16 protein-coding genes are annotated in these 18,063 nt (G+C 62.3%); 8 read left to right on the top strand and 8 right to left on the bottom strand.

Annotation, left to right across the window (positions count from 1 at the left end):
• Window positions 1–94: 94 nt before the first annotated feature.
• Complete coding sequence (locus tag AB7783_RS01375) at window positions 95–754, top strand: aspartate/glutamate racemase family protein (RefSeq protein ID WP_170849729.1); 660 nt, start codon at window positions 95–97, stop codon at window positions 752–754.
• A gap of 247 nt (window positions 755–1,001) precedes the next feature.
• Here AB7783_RS01375 and AB7783_RS01370 read toward each other — a convergent pair whose 3' ends face one another.
• Window positions 1,002–1,931 (bottom strand): N-carbamoyl-D-amino-acid hydrolase, encoded by a 930-nt coding sequence (locus AB7783_RS01370; RefSeq protein ID WP_441276588.1) that lies wholly within the window; start codon window positions 1,929–1,931, stop codon window positions 1,002–1,004.
• Window positions 1,932–2,143: 212 nt separating this feature from the next.
• Here AB7783_RS01370 and AB7783_RS01365 point away from each other — a divergent pair, with 212 nt between their 5' ends.
• The 6 genes from AB7783_RS01365 (at window position 2,144) to AB7783_RS01340 (ending at window position 10,193) form a co-directional block, all read left to right on the top strand.
• Complete coding sequence (locus AB7783_RS01365; RefSeq protein ID WP_441276587.1) at window positions 2,144–2,686, top strand: DUF4142 domain-containing protein; 543 nt, start codon at window positions 2,144–2,146, stop codon at window positions 2,684–2,686.
• Window positions 2,687–2,766: 80 nt separating this feature from the next.
• On the top strand, window positions 2,767–4,884 hold the full coding sequence (locus tag AB7783_RS01360) for a catalase (protein ID WP_441276586.1): 2,118 nt from the start codon (window positions 2,767–2,769) through the stop codon (window positions 4,882–4,884).
• Window positions 4,885–5,111: 227 nt separating this feature from the next.
• Entirely contained in the window at window positions 5,112–6,725 is a 1,614-nt protein-coding gene (locus AB7783_RS01355; protein ID WP_441276585.1) for an ABC transporter substrate-binding protein, read from the top strand.
• A 24-nt stretch (window positions 6,726–6,749) separates the two neighbouring features.
• Window positions 6,750–7,727 (top strand): ABC transporter permease, encoded by a 978-nt coding sequence (locus tag AB7783_RS01350; protein ID WP_441276584.1) that lies wholly within the window; start codon window positions 6,750–6,752, stop codon window positions 7,725–7,727.
• A gap of 4 nt (window positions 7,728–7,731) precedes the next feature.
• A complete protein-coding gene (locus AB7783_RS01345) occupies window positions 7,732–8,562 on the top strand; it encodes an ABC transporter permease (protein ID WP_120289215.1) in 831 nt (276 codons plus the stop codon).
• Entirely contained in the window at window positions 8,559–10,193 is a 1,635-nt protein-coding gene (locus AB7783_RS01340) for an ABC transporter ATP-binding protein (protein ID WP_441276583.1), read from the top strand. Before AB7783_RS01345 ends, AB7783_RS01340 begins: the two co-directional genes overlap by 4 nt.
• A gap of 198 nt (window positions 10,194–10,391) precedes the next feature.
• Here the strand turns inward: AB7783_RS01340 and AB7783_RS01335 are convergent, their stop codons facing one another.
• Window positions 10,392–11,696, bottom strand: a complete 1,305-nt coding sequence (locus tag AB7783_RS01335; RefSeq protein ID WP_441276582.1) for an NAD(P)/FAD-dependent oxidoreductase — start codon at window positions 11,694–11,696, stop codon at window positions 10,392–10,394.
• 123 nt (window positions 11,697–11,819) lie between these two features.
• On the opposite strand from AB7783_RS01335, the gene AB7783_RS01330 reads away from it, so the two are divergent.
• Window positions 11,820–12,677, top strand: coding sequence for a VOC family protein (locus AB7783_RS01330; protein ID WP_441276581.1), 858 nt, complete (start codon window positions 11,820–11,822; stop codon window positions 12,675–12,677).
• 189 nt (window positions 12,678–12,866) lie between these two features.
• On the opposite strand, the gene AB7783_RS01325 is transcribed toward AB7783_RS01330, so the two are convergent.
• The 6 genes from AB7783_RS01325 to AB7783_RS01300 all read right to left on the bottom strand — a co-directional run bounded on the left by AB7783_RS01325 (window position 12,867) and on the right by AB7783_RS01300 (window position 17,795).
• Window positions 12,867–14,252 (bottom strand): M20 family metallopeptidase, encoded by a 1,386-nt coding sequence (locus AB7783_RS01325; RefSeq protein ID WP_441276580.1) that lies wholly within the window; start codon window positions 14,250–14,252, stop codon window positions 12,867–12,869.
• A 1-nt stretch (window position 14,253) separates the two neighbouring features.
• Window positions 14,254–15,597 (bottom strand): aspartate aminotransferase family protein, encoded by a 1,344-nt coding sequence (locus AB7783_RS01320; protein ID WP_441276579.1) that lies wholly within the window; start codon window positions 15,595–15,597, stop codon window positions 14,254–14,256.
• Between the two features lie 41 nt (window positions 15,598–15,638).
• Window positions 15,639–16,637 (bottom strand): phosphotransferase, encoded by a 999-nt coding sequence (locus AB7783_RS01315; protein WP_441276578.1) that lies wholly within the window; start codon window positions 16,635–16,637, stop codon window positions 15,639–15,641.
• A gap of 353 nt (window positions 16,638–16,990) precedes the next feature.
• A complete protein-coding gene (locus AB7783_RS01310) occupies window positions 16,991–17,227 on the bottom strand; it encodes a DUF6719 family protein (protein ID WP_184514296.1) in 237 nt (78 codons plus the stop codon).
• A gap of 5 nt (window positions 17,228–17,232) precedes the next feature.
• Window positions 17,233–17,373 (bottom strand): hypothetical protein, encoded by a 141-nt coding sequence (locus AB7783_RS01305; protein WP_158596770.1) that lies wholly within the window; start codon window positions 17,371–17,373, stop codon window positions 17,233–17,235.
• Between the two features lie 161 nt (window positions 17,374–17,534).
• Window positions 17,535–17,795, bottom strand: a complete 261-nt coding sequence (locus AB7783_RS01300; protein ID WP_141137206.1) for a hypothetical protein — start codon at window positions 17,793–17,795, stop codon at window positions 17,535–17,537.
• Window positions 17,796–18,063 lie beyond the last annotated feature (268 nt).

The following is an 18,063-nucleotide window of genomic DNA, read 5'->3' as shown; positions in this document are numbered from 1 at the left end:
GAACTCCAGGGATGAGATCAGATATGCGAACATTTTAGAGGCTTTGAGGATGCGCACTTTCCGGTAATACTGCTGTCCTGACAAGGAGCCGAATATGCAGCCCCGCAAGAAGATTCTGGTGGTCAATCCGAACAGCAATCCGCAGGTGACGCGCAACCTCGCGGAGGCGTTGCAACCGGTGATGTTCGAGGCCGGGCCCGAGATCGAATGCGTCACGCTGGCGGAAGGACCATTGGGCGTGCAGACGCAGGCCGATCTCGAAAGCGTCACGATACCTCTGAGCCGGCTGGTGGCAGCGGACAATTCGGCCGATGCCTTCGTCATCGCCTGCTATTCCGATCCCGGCCTGCATGTCTGCCGCGAGGCGACGCAGCGCCCTGTATTCGGCATCGCCGAATCCGGTGTGCTGACCGCGCTGTCACGCGGCGACCGCTTCGGCGTCATCGCAGTGGCGCAGGGCTCGATCGGCCGGCACATGCGTTATCTCCGCCAGATGTGCCTGATGGATCGCTTCGCCGGCGAACGTCCGCTCAACATGAGTGTGGCGGAAGCGGCCTCCGGCGATGACACGCTGGCGCGTATGATCAAGGTCGGCCGCCAGTTGAAGGACGAAGACGGCGCCAATGCCGTGGTGATGGGCTGCGCCGGCATGTCGCGTCATCGCAGCGCGCTCGAGGATGCGCTCGGCATTCCGGTGATCGATCCGACCCAGGCTGCGGTGAGCATGGCCATCGGCACGGTGATGTTTCAGTAAGTTTGAGCTCCGGCAGTGAGCTCCCTCTCCCCGCTCTTGCGCGGGGAGAGGGGTGGGGTGAGGGGCGAGGCACGAACCTCGGCCGAAACTCGGCAGCAATGCACTGCTCAGTGAGCGACACGAGAATCCGACATTAACGCGACTGCGGTGAACCGCCCCTCACCCGCCGCGAAGACGCGGCGACCTCTCCCCGCGCAAAGCGGGGAGAGGTTAGGTCAGCGCTTCTCGTCGATTTAAGAGCGTCGCCTTACTCCGGCGGCAGAACCACGCCCGTCTGGCTGGTGATCCGGCCATAGTGCTCGATGCGGCGGTGACGCTTGAAGTCGAAGATGGTGTCCTTGCCGAATTTCGTGTCGTCGAGATCGACGGTGCAAACCAGCAGCTCATCGCCTTCGGTCTTGGCTTCGGCGAGAATGACGCCATTGGGATCGACGATCAGCGAACCGCCGATCAGGGGATGACCGTCTTCATCGCCGGCCTTGGCGACGGCGACGACGAAGGTCGAGTTCTGATAGGCGCCGGCCTGCACCGACAGGCGGTTGTGGAACAGGCGCTGCTCCGGCCCCTCGACCGACTTCTGCGAATTCACCGACGGCGTGTTGTAGCCGAGCACGATCATCTCGACGCCCTGCAGGCCCATCACGCGATAGGATTCCGGCCAGCGGCGGTCGTTGCACACCATCATGCCGAAGATGCCGTCCAAAGCGCGGAAGACGGGAAAGCCGAGATCGCCCGGTTCGAAATAGCGCTTTTCCAGATGCTGGAAGGCACGCTCGGTATCGAATTCGACATGGCCGGGCAGATGCACCTTGCGATATTTTCCGACGATCTTGCCGGTCTTGTCGGTGAGGATCTGGGTGTTGAAGTGATGACCGTCGGGCGTCAGTTCGGCGTAGCCGATGGACAGCGCGATACCGGCCTTGGCGGCGGCGTCGAACAGCGGCTGGGTCGCGGCGTTGGGCATTTCGGATTCGAACCAGGTATCCACTTCGGTCTGGTCGGTCATGTACCAGCGCGGGAAAAATGTCGTCAGCGCCAGTTCCGGGTAGACGACGAGGTCGGCGCCCTTCCCCTTGGCTTCGTCCAGCAGCGCCAGCATGCGCTTGACCACGGCCTCGCGGCTTTCGGCTTTCTGAATTGGGCCCAGTTGGGCAGCGGCGACGGTAAGCTTACGCATAAAATTATCCGGGTTCGAGTTGCGTGCGGTTTGTACCAGAACCGAAAGCAATGATCGAGCCAACACGAGGCCCTTCCGGCACGGTTGGGACCGGGCGGCCCAGACAGGCCTGATCCGGGCCTTCGCCCCCATGACTCATTTGGTCCGGAACACAACACGATTGATCCGGTTGTGCTGACACCTGATGCCCTCGTCCAAACAGTGGAAAAATCATGAAACGCCGCACCCTTATTGCCGCGAGCCTGTTGCTCGTGTCCTCCGCCCTCGCCCCAGCCGTTTACGCACAGTCCGTCGGCGAAAAGACGGGCGTCAATTCCGTTCTCGGTGTCAGCCCGAGCACCCCTGATTTCGTCAAGCAGGTCGCGATCAGCGACATGTTCGAGATCCAGTCCAACACGCTGGCGGAAAGCAAGGGAAATGCCGCCGAGAAATCCTTTGCAGCCATGATGGTGAAAGATCACACCAAGACCAGCACCGAGCTGAAGGCGATGGTCAGCAGCGACAAGGTCAAGGCCGAACTTCCGGCAGCGCTCGACAGCGCGCATCAAAGTAAGCTCGACAAGTTGAAGGAACAAAGCGGAGCTGACTTCAGCAAGAACTTCAATTCGATCCAGGTCGACGCCCACAAGGACGCGGTTGATCTGTTCGAGCGCTACGCCAAAAGCGGCGACAATGCCGAATTGAAGGACTGGGCCGGAAAGACGCTGCCGGCGCTGAAGCATCACCTCGAAATGGCGCAGAACCTCGGCAAGTAGCGCCTGCCCAACGCCGAACTCCCTGAGGCCCGCGAACGCAATCGCGGGCCCTTCTCCCGGTAACTTCTGCGAGACATCCCATGGCCAAATCATCGACGCCCAAGAGCGACACCACCAATGTGACGATTCACGATCAGACACTTGTTCGCGGTGAAGGCGGCGAACTCCATCAGATCGCCGGACCAGATGACGCGTTGCTGACAACGGCCCAGGGCGGCCCGGTTTTCGACGATCAAAACTCGCTCAAGGCCGGATCGCGCGGACCGACATTGCTCGAGGATTTTCACTTTCGTGAAAAGATCTTCCATTTCGATCACGAACGGATTCCCGAACGCGTGGTCCATGCACGCGGTTATGCCGCGCATGGCTTCTTCGAAAATTACGGTTCACTTGCCAAGCATACCCGCGCAGATCTGTTTCAGCGCGCAGGCGAGCGAACGCCTGCCTTCGTTCGTTTCTCGACGGTCGCGGGCAGCAAGGGCTCGTTCGACCTCGCACGCGACGTGCGCGGTTTTGCCGTCAAAATCTATACCCAAGAGGGCAACTGGGACCTGGTCGGCAACAACATCCCGGTGTTCTTCATCCAGGATGCAATCAAGTTTCCCGATCTGGTTCATGCCGTGAAGGAAGAGCCCGACAGCGCCTTCCCTCAGGCGCAGTCGGCGCATGACAACTTCTGGGATTTCATTTCGCTGACGCCCGAAAGCATGCACATGGTCATGTGGCAGATGTCGGACCGAACGATTCCCCGCTCTTTCCGCTTCATGGAGGGGTTCGGCGTCCATACGTTCCGCTTCGTAAACGCCAAGGACGAATCGACCTTCGTCAAATTCCACTGGAAGCCGAAGCTCGGTCTGCAATCGGTGCTGTGGAACGAGGCCGTCAAGATCAACGGCGCCGATCCGGATTTTCATCGCCGCGACTTGTGGAGCGCTATCCAGTCCGGTGACTATCCCGAATGGGAGCTGCGGGTGCAGCTGTTCAACAACGAGTTTGCTGACAAATTCGATTTCGACGTGCTCGACCCCACCAAGATCATCCCCGAAGAACTCGTGCCCCCTATCGCTATCGGCCGTCTGGTGCTGGACCGCATGCCGGACAATTTCTTTGCTGAGACCGAGCAGGTCGCGTTCATGACGCAGAATGTTCCGCCCGGCATCGACTTCACCAATGACCCGCTGCTGCAAGGCCGCAACTTCTCCTATCTGGATACACAGCTGAAGCGGCTCGGCAGTCCGAACTTCACCCATATCCCGATCAATGCTCCGAAATGTCCGTTCGGACATTTCCAGCAGGACGGGCACATGGCCATGCGCAACCCGGTCGGTCGCGTCAACTATCAGCCAAATTCGTTCGGTGTAGGCCCGCGCGAGTCAACCGCCAAAGGCTTCAAGACATTTGCTGACATAGAGCAAGGCGCGAAGCGTCGGCTGCGCGCGGAGAGCTTTGCGGATCACTACAGCCAGGCACGGCAGTTCTTCATCAGCCAGACCAGGGGCGAGCAACACCATATTGCCGCAGCGCTGACTTTCGAATTAAGCAAAGTGAAGACGCCGGTGATCCGCGAGCGCATGGTCGCGCATCTCCTGAACATCGATGAAGGACTGGCCAACAGGGTCGGCACCATGCTGGGTCTCCCGACGATGCCGAAGCCTGCTGACGCGGCGATGCCCACGCGGCAGGATCTGGCGGAGTCGCCAGCGCTCAGCATTGTCGCAAATGGCCCGCAGCGTTTCGAGGGCCGCAAGCTCGGCATCCTCGTCACCGACGGGGTCGATGCCAAGCTGCTTGCCGCCCTGCAAGGCGCGGTGACGGAGGCCGGCGCAACATACGAGATCATTGCGCCAAAGGTGAACGGGGTTGAAGCCAGCGATGGCAGCCTGGTCGCCGCCGACCAGATGATCGATGGTGGCCCGTCCGTTCTCTATGACGCAGTGGCCTTGCTCCCGGCGGAAGCCGGAATCGACGACCTCTTGCAGGAATCAACCGCCCGCGACTTCGTCACCGACGCCTTTGCCCACTGCAAGTTTATCGGACATTCCGAGGCCGCCGAGCGGTTGTTCGCCAAGGTGGGAATCGCGGACGACCTCGATGAAGGCGTCGTTGCGCTTGGCAGCGCCGACGACGTGGCGGGCTTCATGGACAAGCTGGCCAAGCTGCGGCTCTGGAGCCGCGAACCGAGCGTCAAGATGCGCTGAAACGTGCAGTTGCCCGCCCTGTGTGCGGGCCGGCATAACTTTTGAGCAAAGCTTTCAGATCGAAGCAATGGCGCGGCATTTTATGCTTGCGCCATTGCTATGTCTTGCAAGAATTCTCTGAGCCGCCGCAGCATTAGGGAATGACTTGGCCGCCGGTTATGCCCTAGGTTGCGCGGGCTATGCGCTGGTTCCATCTGCGCAGGCACGACGCAGGAGACTTCGACACCATGACCCGCCTGGAAATGACCCGCCGCACGGCGCTGCTGACCTCCGCCGCCATTGCCGCCAATGTCGCGAACCCGCTGCGCGCCTTCGCGCAGGAAACGCCCCGCAAGGGCGGCGTGTTCAATGTCCATTACGGTGCAGAACAGCGTCAGCTCAACCCCAGCATTCAGGCCTCCACCGGCGTCTACATCATCGGCGGAAAGATCCAGGAAGCGTTGGTCGATCTCGACGCCAATGGCCAGCCGGTCGGCGTGCTCGCGGAGAGCTGGGAATCCACGCCGGACGGCAAGACCATCACCTTCAAGTTGCGCAAGGGCGTGACCTGGCACGACGGCAAGCCATTCACCTCCGCCGACGTCCAATTCACCGCCATGAACATGTGGAAGAAGATCCTCAATTATGGATCGACCCTGCAGCTGTTCCTCACCGCGGTGGAAACGCCGGACGCGCAGACCGCGATCTTCAAATATGAGCGCCCTATGCCGCTCGGCCTGCTCCTGCGCGCACTGCCGGACCTCGGCTATATCTCCGCCAAGCACCTCTATGAGGGCAGCAGCGACATCCGCCAGAACCCGACCAACCTCGCCCCGGTCGGCACCGGCCCGTTCAAATTCGTCAAATATGAGCGCGGCCAATACATCATCGCCGAGCGCAACGAGAACTACTGGCGCCCGAACGCCCCCTATCTCGATCGCATCGTCTGGAAGGTCGTCACCGACCGCGCCGCGGCCGCCGCCCAGATGGAAGCCGGCGACATCCAGTACAGCCCGTTCACGGGTCTCACGATTTCCGACACGGCACGCCTGAGCAAGGACAAGCGCTTCATCGTCTCCACCAAGGGCAATGAAGGCAACGCGCGCACCAACACCATCGAGTTCAACTTCCGCCGCAAGGAGCTGGCCGATATCCGCGTCCGCCGCGCCATTGCGCATGCGATCAATGTGCCGTTCTTCATCGAGAACTTCCTTGGCGATTTCGCCAAGCTCGGCACCGGCCCGATCCCCTCGGTCTCCACCGACTTCTATCCGGGGCCGGATACGCCGCAATATGCCTATGACAAGAAGAAGGCAGCCGCGCTGCTCGACGAGGCCGGCTTCAAGGCAGGCAGCGGCGGCACCCGGTTCTCGCTGCGCCTGCTGCCCGCGCCATGGGGCGAGGACATCTCGCTGTGGGCGACCTTCATCCAGCAGTCGCTCGGCGAAGTCGGCATCCCCGTCGAGATCGTCCGCAACGATGGCGGCGGCTTCCTGAAGCAGGTCTATGACGATCACGCCTTCGACCTCTCAACCGGCTGGCACCAGTATCGCAACGATCCCGCCGTCTCGACCACGGTCTGGTATCGCTCCGGCCAGCCGAAGGGCGCGCCCTGGACCAACCAGTGGGACTGGAAGAACGACGCCATCGACAAGGTGATCGACGACGCGGCCACCGAGATCGATCCGGTCAAGCGCAAGGCGCTCTATGCGACCTTCGTCAAGGAAGCCAACACCGAACTGCCGGTGTGGATGCCGATCGAACAGATCTTCGTCACGGTGATTACGGCCAAGGCGCGTAACCATTCCAACACGCCGCGCTGGGGATCGTCGAGCTGGCACGATCTTTGGCTTTCCGCCTGAGCCAAACTTCGCCACAATAGCCAGATGCGCATCCTGAGCCTTGCGGGGCGGCGGCTCGCCGCCTCGATACCCACATTATTCCTGATCCTGATCGGCGTGTTCCTGCTGCTGCAATTCGCACCGGGAGACACCGTCGATGCCATGATGGCGCAGATGGGCGGCGGCGATGCCGCGACCGCCCGCGAGCTCCGCAAATTCTACGGGCTCGATCTCTCAATCCCGATGCAGCTCGGCAACTATCTGTGGCGGCTGATCCGGCTCGATCTCGGTTTCTCCTCGATCTACGGCAAGCCGGTGGCGACCGTGATCCTCGAACGTCTCCCGCCGACGATCCTGCTGATGACAGCGTCGCTGTCCTTCGCCTTCTTCTTCGGGCTGCTGCTTGGCGTCATCGCCGCACGCGGCGTCAACAAGTGGCCGGATACGCTGATCTCCACCCTCGGCCTCGTCTTCTACGCCACGCCGTCATTCTGGTTCGGCCTGATGGCCATCGTGGTGTTCTCGATCTATCTGCAGTGGCTGCCGGCCGGCGGCTTCGAGGATATCGGCGCCGTACAGACCGGATTTGGCCGCACTGTCGACATCGCGCTGCATCTGATCCTGCCGACGCTGACGCTGGGGCTGATCTTCCTCGCCATCTATCTGCGCATCATGCGCGCCTCGATGCTGGAAGTGCTCAATCTCGATTTCGTCCGCACCGCGCGCGCCAAGGGCCTCGACGAGACCCGCGTGGTGATCAAGCATGTGCTGCGCAACGCGCTGCTGCCGATGGTGACGCTGATCGGGCTGCAGGCCGGCACCATGCTCGGCGGTTCGGTCGTGGTGGAGAGCGTGTTCTCTTTGCCCGGTCTGGGGCGCTTGGCCTACGAGTCCGTCGTGCAGCGCGATCTCAACACGCTGCTCGGCATCGTCTTCGTCTCGGCGCTGCTCGTGATATTAGTCAATTTCCTCGTCGACCTTCTCTATGCCCGGCTCGATCCGCGCATCCAGGCGGAGGCATGAGATGATGGACGCGATCAAACGCTATTTCCGCAGCCCGGCCGCCGTCGTCGGCCTGCTGTTGCTGCTGGTGGTCATCGTGATGGCGATCACCGCGAGCTGGATCTATCCGCGCGATCCGCTGGCGCTGGCTGGCCGGCCGCTGATCTGGCCGTTCTCCAATCCGCGCTTCCTATTGGGCACCGATAATTCCGGCCGCGATATCGCGGCGCAGATTTTCTACGGCGCGCGCATCTCGCTGCTGATCGGCGGTGTGGCGACTGTCATCGCCGTCGTCATCGGCGTGCTGATCGGCGCTTTTGCCGGCTATTATGGCGGCTGGGTCGATACGGTCTTGATGCGCATCACCGAGGCGTTCCAGACTCTGCCGAATTTCGTGCTGCTGCTGGTGCTCGTCGCCGTGTTCGGCTCGACCATCACCACCGTTACCATCGCCGTCGGCATCGTCTCATGGCCAGCGCCGGCGCGATTGACGCGCGCAGAATTCATGTCGCTGCGCAGCCGCGAATTCGTCCAGGCCGGACGCACGCTGGGGATGAAAGATATTCAACTGATCCTCGGCGAGATCCTGCCCAATGCGCTGCCGCCGGTCATCGTCTATGCCAGCGTGGTGATGGCGCTGTCGATCCTGCTGGAAAGCGCACTCGCCTTCCTGCGCCTGTCCGATCCCAATGTGGCGTCATGGGGCAACCTCATTGGTCTCGGCCGCGACGTGCTGCGCGTGCAGTGGTATGTCTCCGCAATCCCCGGCATCGCCATCCTGCTCACGGTGCTCGCCGTATCGCTGGTCGGCCAGGGCCTCAACGATGCGCTTAATCCGAGACTGAAAAGCCGATGAGCGCCGTGGACAATCCGATCCTCACCATCGACGGGCTCAGCGTGAAGCTGCCCAAGGGCGCCGACCGCTCGCATGCGCTGAACGGCGTCTCGATGGCAATTGCTGCCAACGAGATCGTCTGCGTGGTCGGCGAGTCCGGCTCCGGCAAGTCTGTCATGGCCAATGCCATCATGCGGCTGTTGCCCGGCGAAGTTGCCATCGATGGCGGCCGCGTGCTGTTCGAGGGTAAGGACCTCGCCAGCGCGTCCAATGCCGAGATGCGCAAGGTGCGCGGCGCCGGCATCGCGATGATTTTCCAGGAGCCGATGACCGCGCTCAATCCGCTGCGCACCATCGGCGACCAGATCGGCGAGATGTTCGAGATCCACACCGAACTCTCCAAGACCGAGATCAAGGCGCGCGTGCTGGCGCTGCTGCAGGACGTGCGCATTCCCGATCCTGCTCAGGCCGCACGTGCCTATCCGCACGAACTCTCCGGCGGCCAGCGTCAGCGCGCGATGATCGCCATGGCGCTCGCTCTTGATCCGCGGCTGTTGATTGCCGATGAGCCAACCACCGCGCTCGACGTCACCACGCAGGCGCAGATCCTCAAGCTGATCAAGGAATTGCAGACCCGCAGGAATACGGCGGTGCTGTTCATCACCCACGATTTCGGCGTGGTCGCCGAAATCGCCGACCGCGTGGTGGTAATGCAGCATGGCAACGTGGTTGAACAAGGTGCCGTGAAGGATGTGCTGACCAATCCGCAGCATCCCTATACGCAGCAGCTGATCGCCGCGGTGCCTCCGCTGACGGCGCCGCCGCCGCGCGCACTGTCCGATGACATCATCCTGACGCTCGACAACGTGTCCAAGACCTATCGCAATGGCGGCTTTCTCGGCCGCGGCGTGCGCGTGACCCACGCGGTGAAGTCCGTGTCGTTGAAACTGCCGCGTGGTGCGACGCTCGGCATTGTCGGCGAGTCAGGTTCGGGCAAATCGACGCTGGCCCGCTGCATCATCAGGCTGATCGATCCCGATGGCGGCGCGATCGTGCTGGAAGGCAAGGACTGGGCGAAGCTCACGCGCGACGAGGTGCGCCGCGAGACCAAGCACATCCAAATGGTGTTTCAGGACCCGTTCGCCTCGCTGAACCCGCGCCGCAAGGCCGGCGATCTCGTGGCGCAAGGCCCGATCGTGCACGGTACGCCGCGTGCGCAGGCAGTGGCACAGGCGAAGGAGCTGTTTCGGCTGGTCGGCCTCGATCCGTCCGCCATCGATCGCTTCCCGCACGAATTCTCCGGCGGCCAACGCCAGCGTATCGGCCTTGCGCGCGCGCTCGCGCTGAAGCCGGACGTGCTGGTGGCGGATGAAGCCGTGTCCGCGCTCGACGTCTCCGTGCAGGCGCAGGTGTTGAAGATGCTGCACGAACTGCGCGAGCGGCTTGGGCTCTCGATCGTCTTTATCACGCACGATCTGCGCGTTGCCGCGCAGATTTGCGATCTCGTCGCTGTGATGAAAGACGGCGAAGTCGTCGAGCACGGATTGGCCGGCGAAGTATTCGGCAATCCGCAGCATGCCTATACGCAGGCCCTGCTGGCCTCGATCCCCGGCGGCGATTTCGCGCGCAGCCGGAAGCCGGTGACGGTGTAGCTTTTATTTGAGCGTTGCTGAAATCGCGCGCCGGCCGTGCGCTCCCTCTGCCCGCTCTTGCGGGGAGAGGGCTGGGGTGAGGGGCTCTTCGATCCGCGCGCGCCGGTGATGAGATTAGCATTGTGCCCTGCCCCTCACCCGCCGCGAAGACGCGGCGACCTCTCCCCGCGCAGAGCGGGGAGAGGTAAGGAAGAGCGATTACGCGATCTCCTTCGCGTCCCTGCGGCGATAGACCAGCAGCATGAAGGGCGCGAGCAGACGCATGAGCCCATGCGCCGCAATCGGCACCGGCTCGGAGAATGGCAGCGCCAGCTCGCTTTCCGGCACGCCGCGCACCACCTTCGAGAATTCATCACCGAGCGCCACCGACAGCGCGACACCGCGGCCGTTGCAGCCGGTCCAGCCATAGGCATTGGGCCCGAGCCTGTGCATGCGCGGCAGGAAATCCGTGGTCATGCCCACATAGCCGTTCCAGACATAATCGAACTGGACATCGCCGATCTGCGGCCACAGCCGCTTCAACCGTTCGGCGACCATCACTTTCAGTCGCTCCGTCTTATCGCCGAGACCAACCACATTGCCGCCGGTGACCAGACGGTTGCGCGCATCGTAACGCGCGAAATACAGCTCGCCATGCGTATCCGACATGGACTGACGGCCGGGGATGATGGTCTTGCGTGCCTCGTCCGACAGCGGCTGCGTCGCCATCTGCCAGGACAGCACCGGCATCACCTCACTCGCGATGCCCGGAGAGAGCTGCTTGGAGAATTCCCCGGTATAGGCATTGGTGGCGACGATCAGGCTACGCGCGCTGACTTGGCCATTCTTCGTCCTGACAATCCAGCGATCGCCCTTGCGCTCGTAACTCTCCACCGGCGAGCGCGCATAGATGCGGCCGCCCTGCTCCAGCACCACACGCGCAAGACCGCGCGCCAGCGCCAGCGGATTGATATGGCCGCCGGTCTTGTTCCAGAAGCCGCCGAACCACGCATCGGAGCCGAGCAGCCCGCGCATCTGCTCGCGTGACAGCAGCTCCACCGGCGCGCCGTGCTTCGACCACTGCCGCACGCGGCGCTCGGCGATCTTGATGCGGCCGGGCGAATGCACCGGCTGGATCCAGCCGTTCTGTTCGGCCTCGGCCTGGATCTGATAACGGCGCGTGAGGTCGAACAGGATCGAGGCGCTGTCGCGGATCAGCCCGACGAGGCGCTCGCCGGCGGCGCCGTAGCGCTTGATGATGTCTTCGGGATCGGGCCGCGACAGTGTCGGAATCACCTGACCGTTATTGCGCCCCGAGGCGCCCCATCCGGGCTCCATCGCCTCGACAACCGCAACATCGATACCGGCTTCGCGCAGATGCAGCGCCGTCGAGAGCCCCGTGAAGCCACCGCCGATGACGACCACATCGGCTTCGACCGGGCCTCTCAATTCCGGCAAATCAGGACCGGGAGGCGTGACGCCGGCCCAGAGCGACTTCGGCCAGGGCACAGTTGCGGTATCCATCGTCACGCCTTTCTGCAGCATCAATCGTGCATTGCGCCGCGCAACCGAACATAACCGTTCTCTTGCGGCACCCCTGCATTCTGCATAGTTTACGGCCCTGATCCATTGCAAGGTAATGAGCACGTGACGCTGAAAAACATCGTTGGAATCGACCACGCCGTGGTCGTCGTCAAGGACCTCGACGCTGCTGCTGCGAACTGGAAGAGCCTCGGCTTTACAGTGTCGCCGCGCGGCACCCACAGCGCCAAGATGGGCTCCGGCAATTACACCATGATGCTCGGCCCGGACTATGTGGAGCTGCTGGGCGTGCTTAACGAGACCGAGCACAACGCGCCGACGCGGGCGTTTCTCGCCAAGCGCGGCGACGGCATCGAGCGCATCGCCTTCACCACCACCGACGCCGCTGTCGGCGCCGAGGAAATCCGCGCGCGCGGTTACACGCCGATCGGCCCGACCGATTTCGAACGCCCGGTGACGATGCCGGACGGCAGCCTGAGCGCGGCGAAATTTGCCACCTATCAGTGGCCCTATGAAGAAGCGCCCGGTGGCCTCCGCATCTTCGCCTGCCAGCACAAGACCCGCGAGACGGTCTGGATTCCCGAGCTGCAGGTGCATGCCAACACGGCCAAGCGCCTGAAGAAGGTGTTCATCGTCACGCCGGAGCCGGAGAAGGACGCGCAGCATTTGGCGAAGCTGATCGACGGCGCTGCGCGCAGCGAAGCCGATGGCACTGTCGTCGTGCCGTCAGGCGGCGACCGCGCGGACTTTGTATTCGTCACCAAGGATGTATTGGCGAAGCACTTCCCCGGCACATCGCTGGCCGGCATCCCGGAGCGCGGCGGCATTTCGCTGGTGTTCGGCGTGGCGGATGTGGCGGCGGCCGAAAAGGCTGTGGGTTCAGCCGGCAGCCGCAGCGATATCGGCGTTGTCGTGCCGCCGAGCAAGGGCAATGGCGTGTTGCTGGCGTTTGTGAAGGATTGATCCTGCTTACCTCGCCCCGCTTGCGGGGAGAGGTCGACTTTCACTTGCGCGAGCAAGTGGAAGTCGGGTGAGGGGGAGCCAGTGTTTCACTCGCTGGCTCCCCCTCACCCGTCTCGAATGACCTTCGGTCATTCGATCCACCCTCTCCCCGCCTAGCGAAGCTTCGCTTCGCCGGGCGGGGCGAGGGACCTACGGCGCCCGGCTCTTCACTTCACCTAAATCCCAGAACAGCCCCGCCATGATGTTCAGCGCCTCCTCCGTCACCGGCAGGAGAATGTGCTCATCGGGCGCGTGCTGCGAGCAGCCGGGATAGGAATGCGGCACCCACACGGTGGGCAGGCCGAGAATATCCGTGAACACGTCATTCGGCAGCGAGCCGCCGAAATTCGGCAGCAGCGCCGGCGCGCTACCCGTCGTCTTGCGCACGGACTCCACGGCCCAGTCGACCCAGGGATTGTCGATATCGGTGCGCGACGCCGAAAAATATTGCGACTGGCTCACCTTGATATCAGCGAAGCCGTTTTCAGCGAGATACTTCTGTATGGCCGGCACGACATTCTCGATATCGGTGCCAACCACGAAGCGCAGCTGCAGCACCGCGCTTGCCTTGCCGGGAATGGCATTGGCGGGATTGTTGATATTGCCCGCATTGATCGCCAGCACTTCCAGCGTGTTCCAGGCATAGAGCCGCTCCGCCGGCGACAATCCGTCTTCGCCCCAATTGTCTGAAATGGCCGGTTCATCTGCGGTGGGTGCAACAACGACCTCGGCCAATGCGGCGCGAATGGCATTCGTGATCCGCGGCGGCTTCAGTGCGTCGAGCAGGATGCGGCCGTTCCTGTCGACCAGCGTCGCTATCGCCGAAGCGAGGATCGTCGCGGGATTAGCGAGCAGCCCGCCCCAGTTGCCGGAGTGATGCGCGCCGTCACGCAATTCAATATCGAGATGGATGCGGCGGCCACCACGGCAGCCGAGGAAGATCGTCGGACGCTCGGCAGAGAGACGCGGGCCATCGGAAGCCAGAAACAGGTCGGCCTTCAGCGCATCGCGATGGGCTTCGCAGACCTTCGGCAGATCGGGTGAGCCGATCTCCTCGCCCATCTCGATGATGAACTTGGCATTAAAGCCGAGCCTGCCGCCGCGCGCTTCATGCACGGCGCGGAGGGCCGCGATGTTGATGGCGTGCTGGCCTTTATTGTCGGCGGTGCCGCGGCCATAGGCGCGCTCGCCGACGGTGGTGCAGCGCCACGGATCGAGCCCGTCGCGCCACTCGCCTTCCATGCCGGGGACCACATCGCCATGGCCATACATCAGCACGGTCGGCAGGTCGTCGCTCTCATGATAGGTCGCGAGCAGATGTGGCCCGCGTCCCGATGGCGACGGGATGATGTCAGTCGTAAAGCCGAGTGCCGTGAAGGCCGGCGTCAGCTCCTGTTCGAGATAGGCGCGCAAATCGTCGGCGCGCTTGTCGCTCTGGCTCTCGGTCTTGTAGCCCACCATGCGATCGAGCGTGGCGAGGAAATCACCCGACGTGAACTGCGCGTTGACCCGCGCGATGGCATCGATCCGTGTCATCTCAGAGCGACGCCATCACGGCTTCGGCCTCGGTCAGCAGCCGGTCGGCATTTGCCTCGGTGAAGACCAGCGGCGGGCGAACCTTCAGAACATTGGCATGAGGGCCCGTCGCCGAGATCAGCACGCGACGTGCGCGCAGACCATTGACCACGGCAGATGCAGCGGCGGCATCCGGCTCTTTGGTGCTGCGATCCTTCACGAGTTCGACGCCGACATAGAGGCCGGAGCCACGGACGTCGCCGATCTGCTCATATTTCTTCGCCAGCGCATGGAAGCCGTCACGCAGGATCTTGCCGACGCGGAGCGAATTCTCGACCAGCTTCTCGTCGCGAATGACGTTCAGCACGGCCTGTGCGGCCGCCATCGCCACCGTATTGCCGCCGAACGTGTTGAAATAGCGGTTGTCGCGGCCGAATTTCTCGACGATCTCCGGCAGCATCACAGCAGCAGCAACGGGGTAGCCATTGCCCATCGGCTTGCCCATGGTGATGATATCAGGCGTGATGCCGTGGCGCTGATAGCCCCACAGTTTCTCGCCGCTGCGGCCGAAACCGGACTGCACTTCATCGGCGATGAACACGCCGCCAGCCTTGTGCACGACATCGATCACCGGCTTCAGCACGTCGGTCGGATGCGAGAAGATGCCATCGGACGAGAACATCGAATCCGCAATAAAGGCGGCAACGCCGGCACCGCGGCGCTGCAGGTCGACGATCTGCTCGGACACTTTCTCCGCCATCCAGGCACCGATCTTCTCCGGCGCAATGCGATAGGAATCCGGTGCCGGGACGCGACGCACGAAAGTGCCGAGCGGCGAATACGGCCCGAGCGACGGCGAGAAGCCCGCGGTCAGCTCCGAATTGCCGTGATAGGCCTCTTCGGTGATGATGATGCCCTGATTGCCGGTGTGATGCTTGGCCATGCGAACGGCGAGATCATTGGCTTCCGAGCCGGTGCAGGTGAACATCGCATGACGCTTGGGCCCGTCGAATGTGCCAAGCAGGTCTTCGGCGTAATCGAGAATACCCTTCTGGATGTAACGCGTATGGGTGCAGATGGTCTGCGCCTGCTGCGTGATCGCATCGACCACGCGCGGGTGGCAGTGACCGACCGACACCACGTTGTTGTAGGCGTCGAGATATTCGTTGCCCTCTGAATCATAGAGCAGCACGCCCTTGGCGCGCGCGACCTCGACCGGGTTGCTGTAGAACAGCCGGTAGGCTGGACCGAGCAGATCGCTGCGGCGCTTCACGAGCTCGCGGCTCTCCTCAGTGAGGCCGGTTGCCGTGGCGGGGTCGAAGCCGTTGACCATCTTGCCGCGCGGGGCGCTGGTGACTGCGGTCATGTTGTTGTTTCCTCTGGAAGCAGGGTCGGATGTGGCGGAGATTATCTGGCGAAGTCCATCAACTGATCGGAGATCTCGTCCATCGAGCGGGCGATGAACCAGTCCATCTGCACCCAGGTCTGCTCATTGTTGCGCAGAACATAGGCGGCGACGGACGGCACCCGGTTGGCCATGGCCGTGGACAGCAGCAGGCGCGTCGCCAGACGCGAGAAGATCAGATGCGGAATGAGGCTCAGTTCTTCCGCCGTCAGATCGGCGATGGAGAGATAGCCTTTCAGCAGATCGCGGCCATCGGCAAAGACATCGCCGTCCATCGCGACGGGCAACTGATTGAGCATCGCCGTCGATGCATCGATGGCGATCGCGGTGCGGACCGTGTCGCCGAAATCGATGATGCCGCTGACAAAACCCGGCAGCGACGCATCGACGACGACATTGGAGCGGGTAAAATCATTATGCAGCACCTGCATGCGGCACTGCTTGAGCCGGGTTTCGATGGCGGCGAAGCGCTCCAGTGCAGCCTCGACCTTGCGGCGCTGTGCGGCATCGGTGATTTCCGCCAGCAGATCGCGCAGCGTCAGCAGGTTCTTGACGTCCCATGCGACAACCCTTGAATCCGACGGATGGCTGAAATCGGCCAGCGCGAGGCGGAGCCGCGCCAGCAATTTGCCGATCTCGGCCCGACCCGACGCCGTGGACGGCACCTCGCTGAGAGGCTGGCCTTCGAGATAGGACATCATCCGCACCTGCCGGCGCTGGCCGGCACGATCCAGATAATTGAAATGCCGCTCGCCCTTGTCGTTGGGAATGACGCGCGGCACCGGCAGATCGGGCGCACGCGCCGCGACGTGATCGAGCACCTGCACCTGCAGATCAATCTCGGGAATGTCCTCGATGGGGTTCGCAACCTTCAGGATAAAGCGCGGCCCGCTTGCCGGCGCGATTCGGAAGGTGTCGTCCTTCTCGGTGGCAAAGCGCGTGGGACGGCCTTCGATGCCAAAACGCTCGCGGGCGAGATCGATGGCCTCATCATCCGTCATATTTATATACGATGCCGCGAGTCCGCCCTGCATTGCACCCGGACGCGCGGAAGGCTCAAATGTCACCTGAACTGATCCATCTCGATTCGGAACCCGGCACGTCGCGGCCGGTACGCGCGACCATAGCAATGCTGTTCCCGCTTGTCAGGGCGTCCGCGCGGATGCGGGCATTTTCGACGACTTAAGCCTGTATTTTCTGCCCTTGCTGCCCATTTGGGCATGGATGCCACGGAAGCCACATCCATCGCATATGCGCGGCATCGATCCGCCGGGCGCCGTCAACGCCTATAGCGTGGGCCGACCGGCCGGCGATACAGCAGGCGACGGCGTAAGCGCCGTTGCGGTGGCCTTGGCTATTTGCCCTTGACGGCGCCAGGCCGCACATCGCTGATCGGCACACAGCTCTTCTTGCGACGCTGGTTGTTCGGCGCACCTTGCACCTTCAGCACCTTGCCCGCCGAACACGAACCGTTGTCGACGAACACGGTCGCATACGGATCCATCATCAAAGGTTCGAAGGAGAGAAATTTTTGCGCGAAACACGGCTGGGCGACGGCCGTCAGGAACAGTCCAAGTAGAATAGTACGCACGACGATTATCTCACATAGATGACAAGACCGCCGATGATCACCAGGGCCGCGATAGCAAGAACATGGGCGCATGCAATCGAAACCGCCTCGACGGCGGAACCGACCTTCTGCCTGAGCTTCGACTCCTTGAATCGGAGCATAGGCATGCGAGACGCCACTTGCGCCTTGAAACGAGAGTCAGTCAATGAGCAGTCCCCAAATGCCGGCGCAAGATGTGTCCCACTTTGCCGACGAGCAAAGACTTGCGGTCAAATGAGGCGACAGTGAGTCAGGGTAACAGCTGACAATGATCGCCGGGATTCGTCGGTCAGTTGGATTCCATGATCCATGCCCTGCCCGCTTGCGCGACGGACGGCGCAACATCGCGGCCGCAGAACTCCGCAGCGCGCTCGAATTGTTCCTGAATTTCCGATGTTACCACCCCATTTGCGGCATCGAGTTCCCGCAGCGAGATGGTCGATGTGAAGGTTCCGGCAAAACAGCTGCAGAACTTTTTGGAATCGCTCGAAGGTTTGTTCGGTCGCTTGCGAAAGTGGTTCGAACAGCTTGTTTCCAGATTGTTCGCCATCTGATCGATTTCGTTCGCATAGATCGGGGACGCGATCACGGCGGCAAGTGCCAGTATAAATGTAGTTTGTCTCATAGTGCGATCATAACCTCGGTACTCCAGCAACGCATCGTCACTCTGTCGTCATCCTCAGGTTCCACGGGAGAAAGCTCGTGCTCACGCGCCTGTGTTCGGTATTCCGACATTCGGGGTTGAATTGTTGCAATTGTGACGGTTGAACAAATGAGCCGCATTGGCGATGTTCGCGGATGGGGCGGATGCCGAAAGT

This window comes from Tardiphaga sp. 172_B4_N1_3, from assembly GCF_052076035.1.
Lineage (GTDB): Bacteria > Pseudomonadota > Alphaproteobacteria > Rhizobiales > Xanthobacteraceae > Tardiphaga > Tardiphaga robiniae.
Note: the sequence above shows the minus strand (reverse complement) of the source record. Positions and strands in the feature narration are given on the sequence as shown.

Coding starts and splice junctions, on each gene's coding strand:
- AB7783_RS01375 (WP_170849729.1), top strand. CDS start 95: ATGCAGCCCCGCAAGAAGATTCTGGTGGTCAATCCGAACAGCAATCCG.
- AB7783_RS01370 (WP_441276588.1), bottom strand. CDS start 1,931: ATGCGTAAGCTTACCGTCGCCGCTGCCCAACTGGGCCCAATTCAGAAA.
- AB7783_RS01365 (WP_441276587.1), top strand. CDS start 2,144: ATGAAACGCCGCACCCTTATTGCCGCGAGCCTGTTGCTCGTGTCCTCC.
- AB7783_RS01360 (WP_441276586.1), top strand. CDS start 2,767: ATGGCCAAATCATCGACGCCCAAGAGCGACACCACCAATGTGACGATT.
- AB7783_RS01355 (WP_441276585.1), top strand. CDS start 5,112: ATGACCCGCCTGGAAATGACCCGCCGCACGGCGCTGCTGACCTCCGCC.
- AB7783_RS01350 (WP_441276584.1), top strand. CDS start 6,750: ATGCGCATCCTGAGCCTTGCGGGGCGGCGGCTCGCCGCCTCGATACCC.
- AB7783_RS01345 (WP_120289215.1), top strand. CDS start 7,732: ATGGACGCGATCAAACGCTATTTCCGCAGCCCGGCCGCCGTCGTCGGC.
- AB7783_RS01340 (WP_441276583.1), top strand. CDS start 8,559: ATGAGCGCCGTGGACAATCCGATCCTCACCATCGACGGGCTCAGCGTG.
- AB7783_RS01335 (WP_441276582.1), bottom strand. CDS start 11,696: ATGGATACCGCAACTGTGCCCTGGCCGAAGTCGCTCTGGGCCGGCGTC.
- AB7783_RS01325 (WP_441276580.1), bottom strand. CDS start 14,252: ATGACACGGATCGATGCCATCGCGCGGGTCAACGCGCAGTTCACGTCG.
- AB7783_RS01320 (WP_441276579.1), bottom strand. CDS start 15,597: ATGACCGCAGTCACCAGCGCCCCGCGCGGCAAGATGGTCAACGGCTTC.
- AB7783_RS01315 (WP_441276578.1), bottom strand. CDS start 16,637: ATGACGGATGATGAGGCCATCGATCTCGCCCGCGAGCGTTTTGGCATC.
- AB7783_RS01305 (WP_158596770.1), bottom strand. CDS start 17,373: ATGCCTATGCTCCGATTCAAGGAGTCGAAGCTCAGGCAGAAGGTCGGT.
- AB7783_RS01300 (WP_141137206.1), bottom strand. CDS start 17,795: ATGGCGAACAATCTGGAAACAAGCTGTTCGAACCACTTTCGCAAGCGA.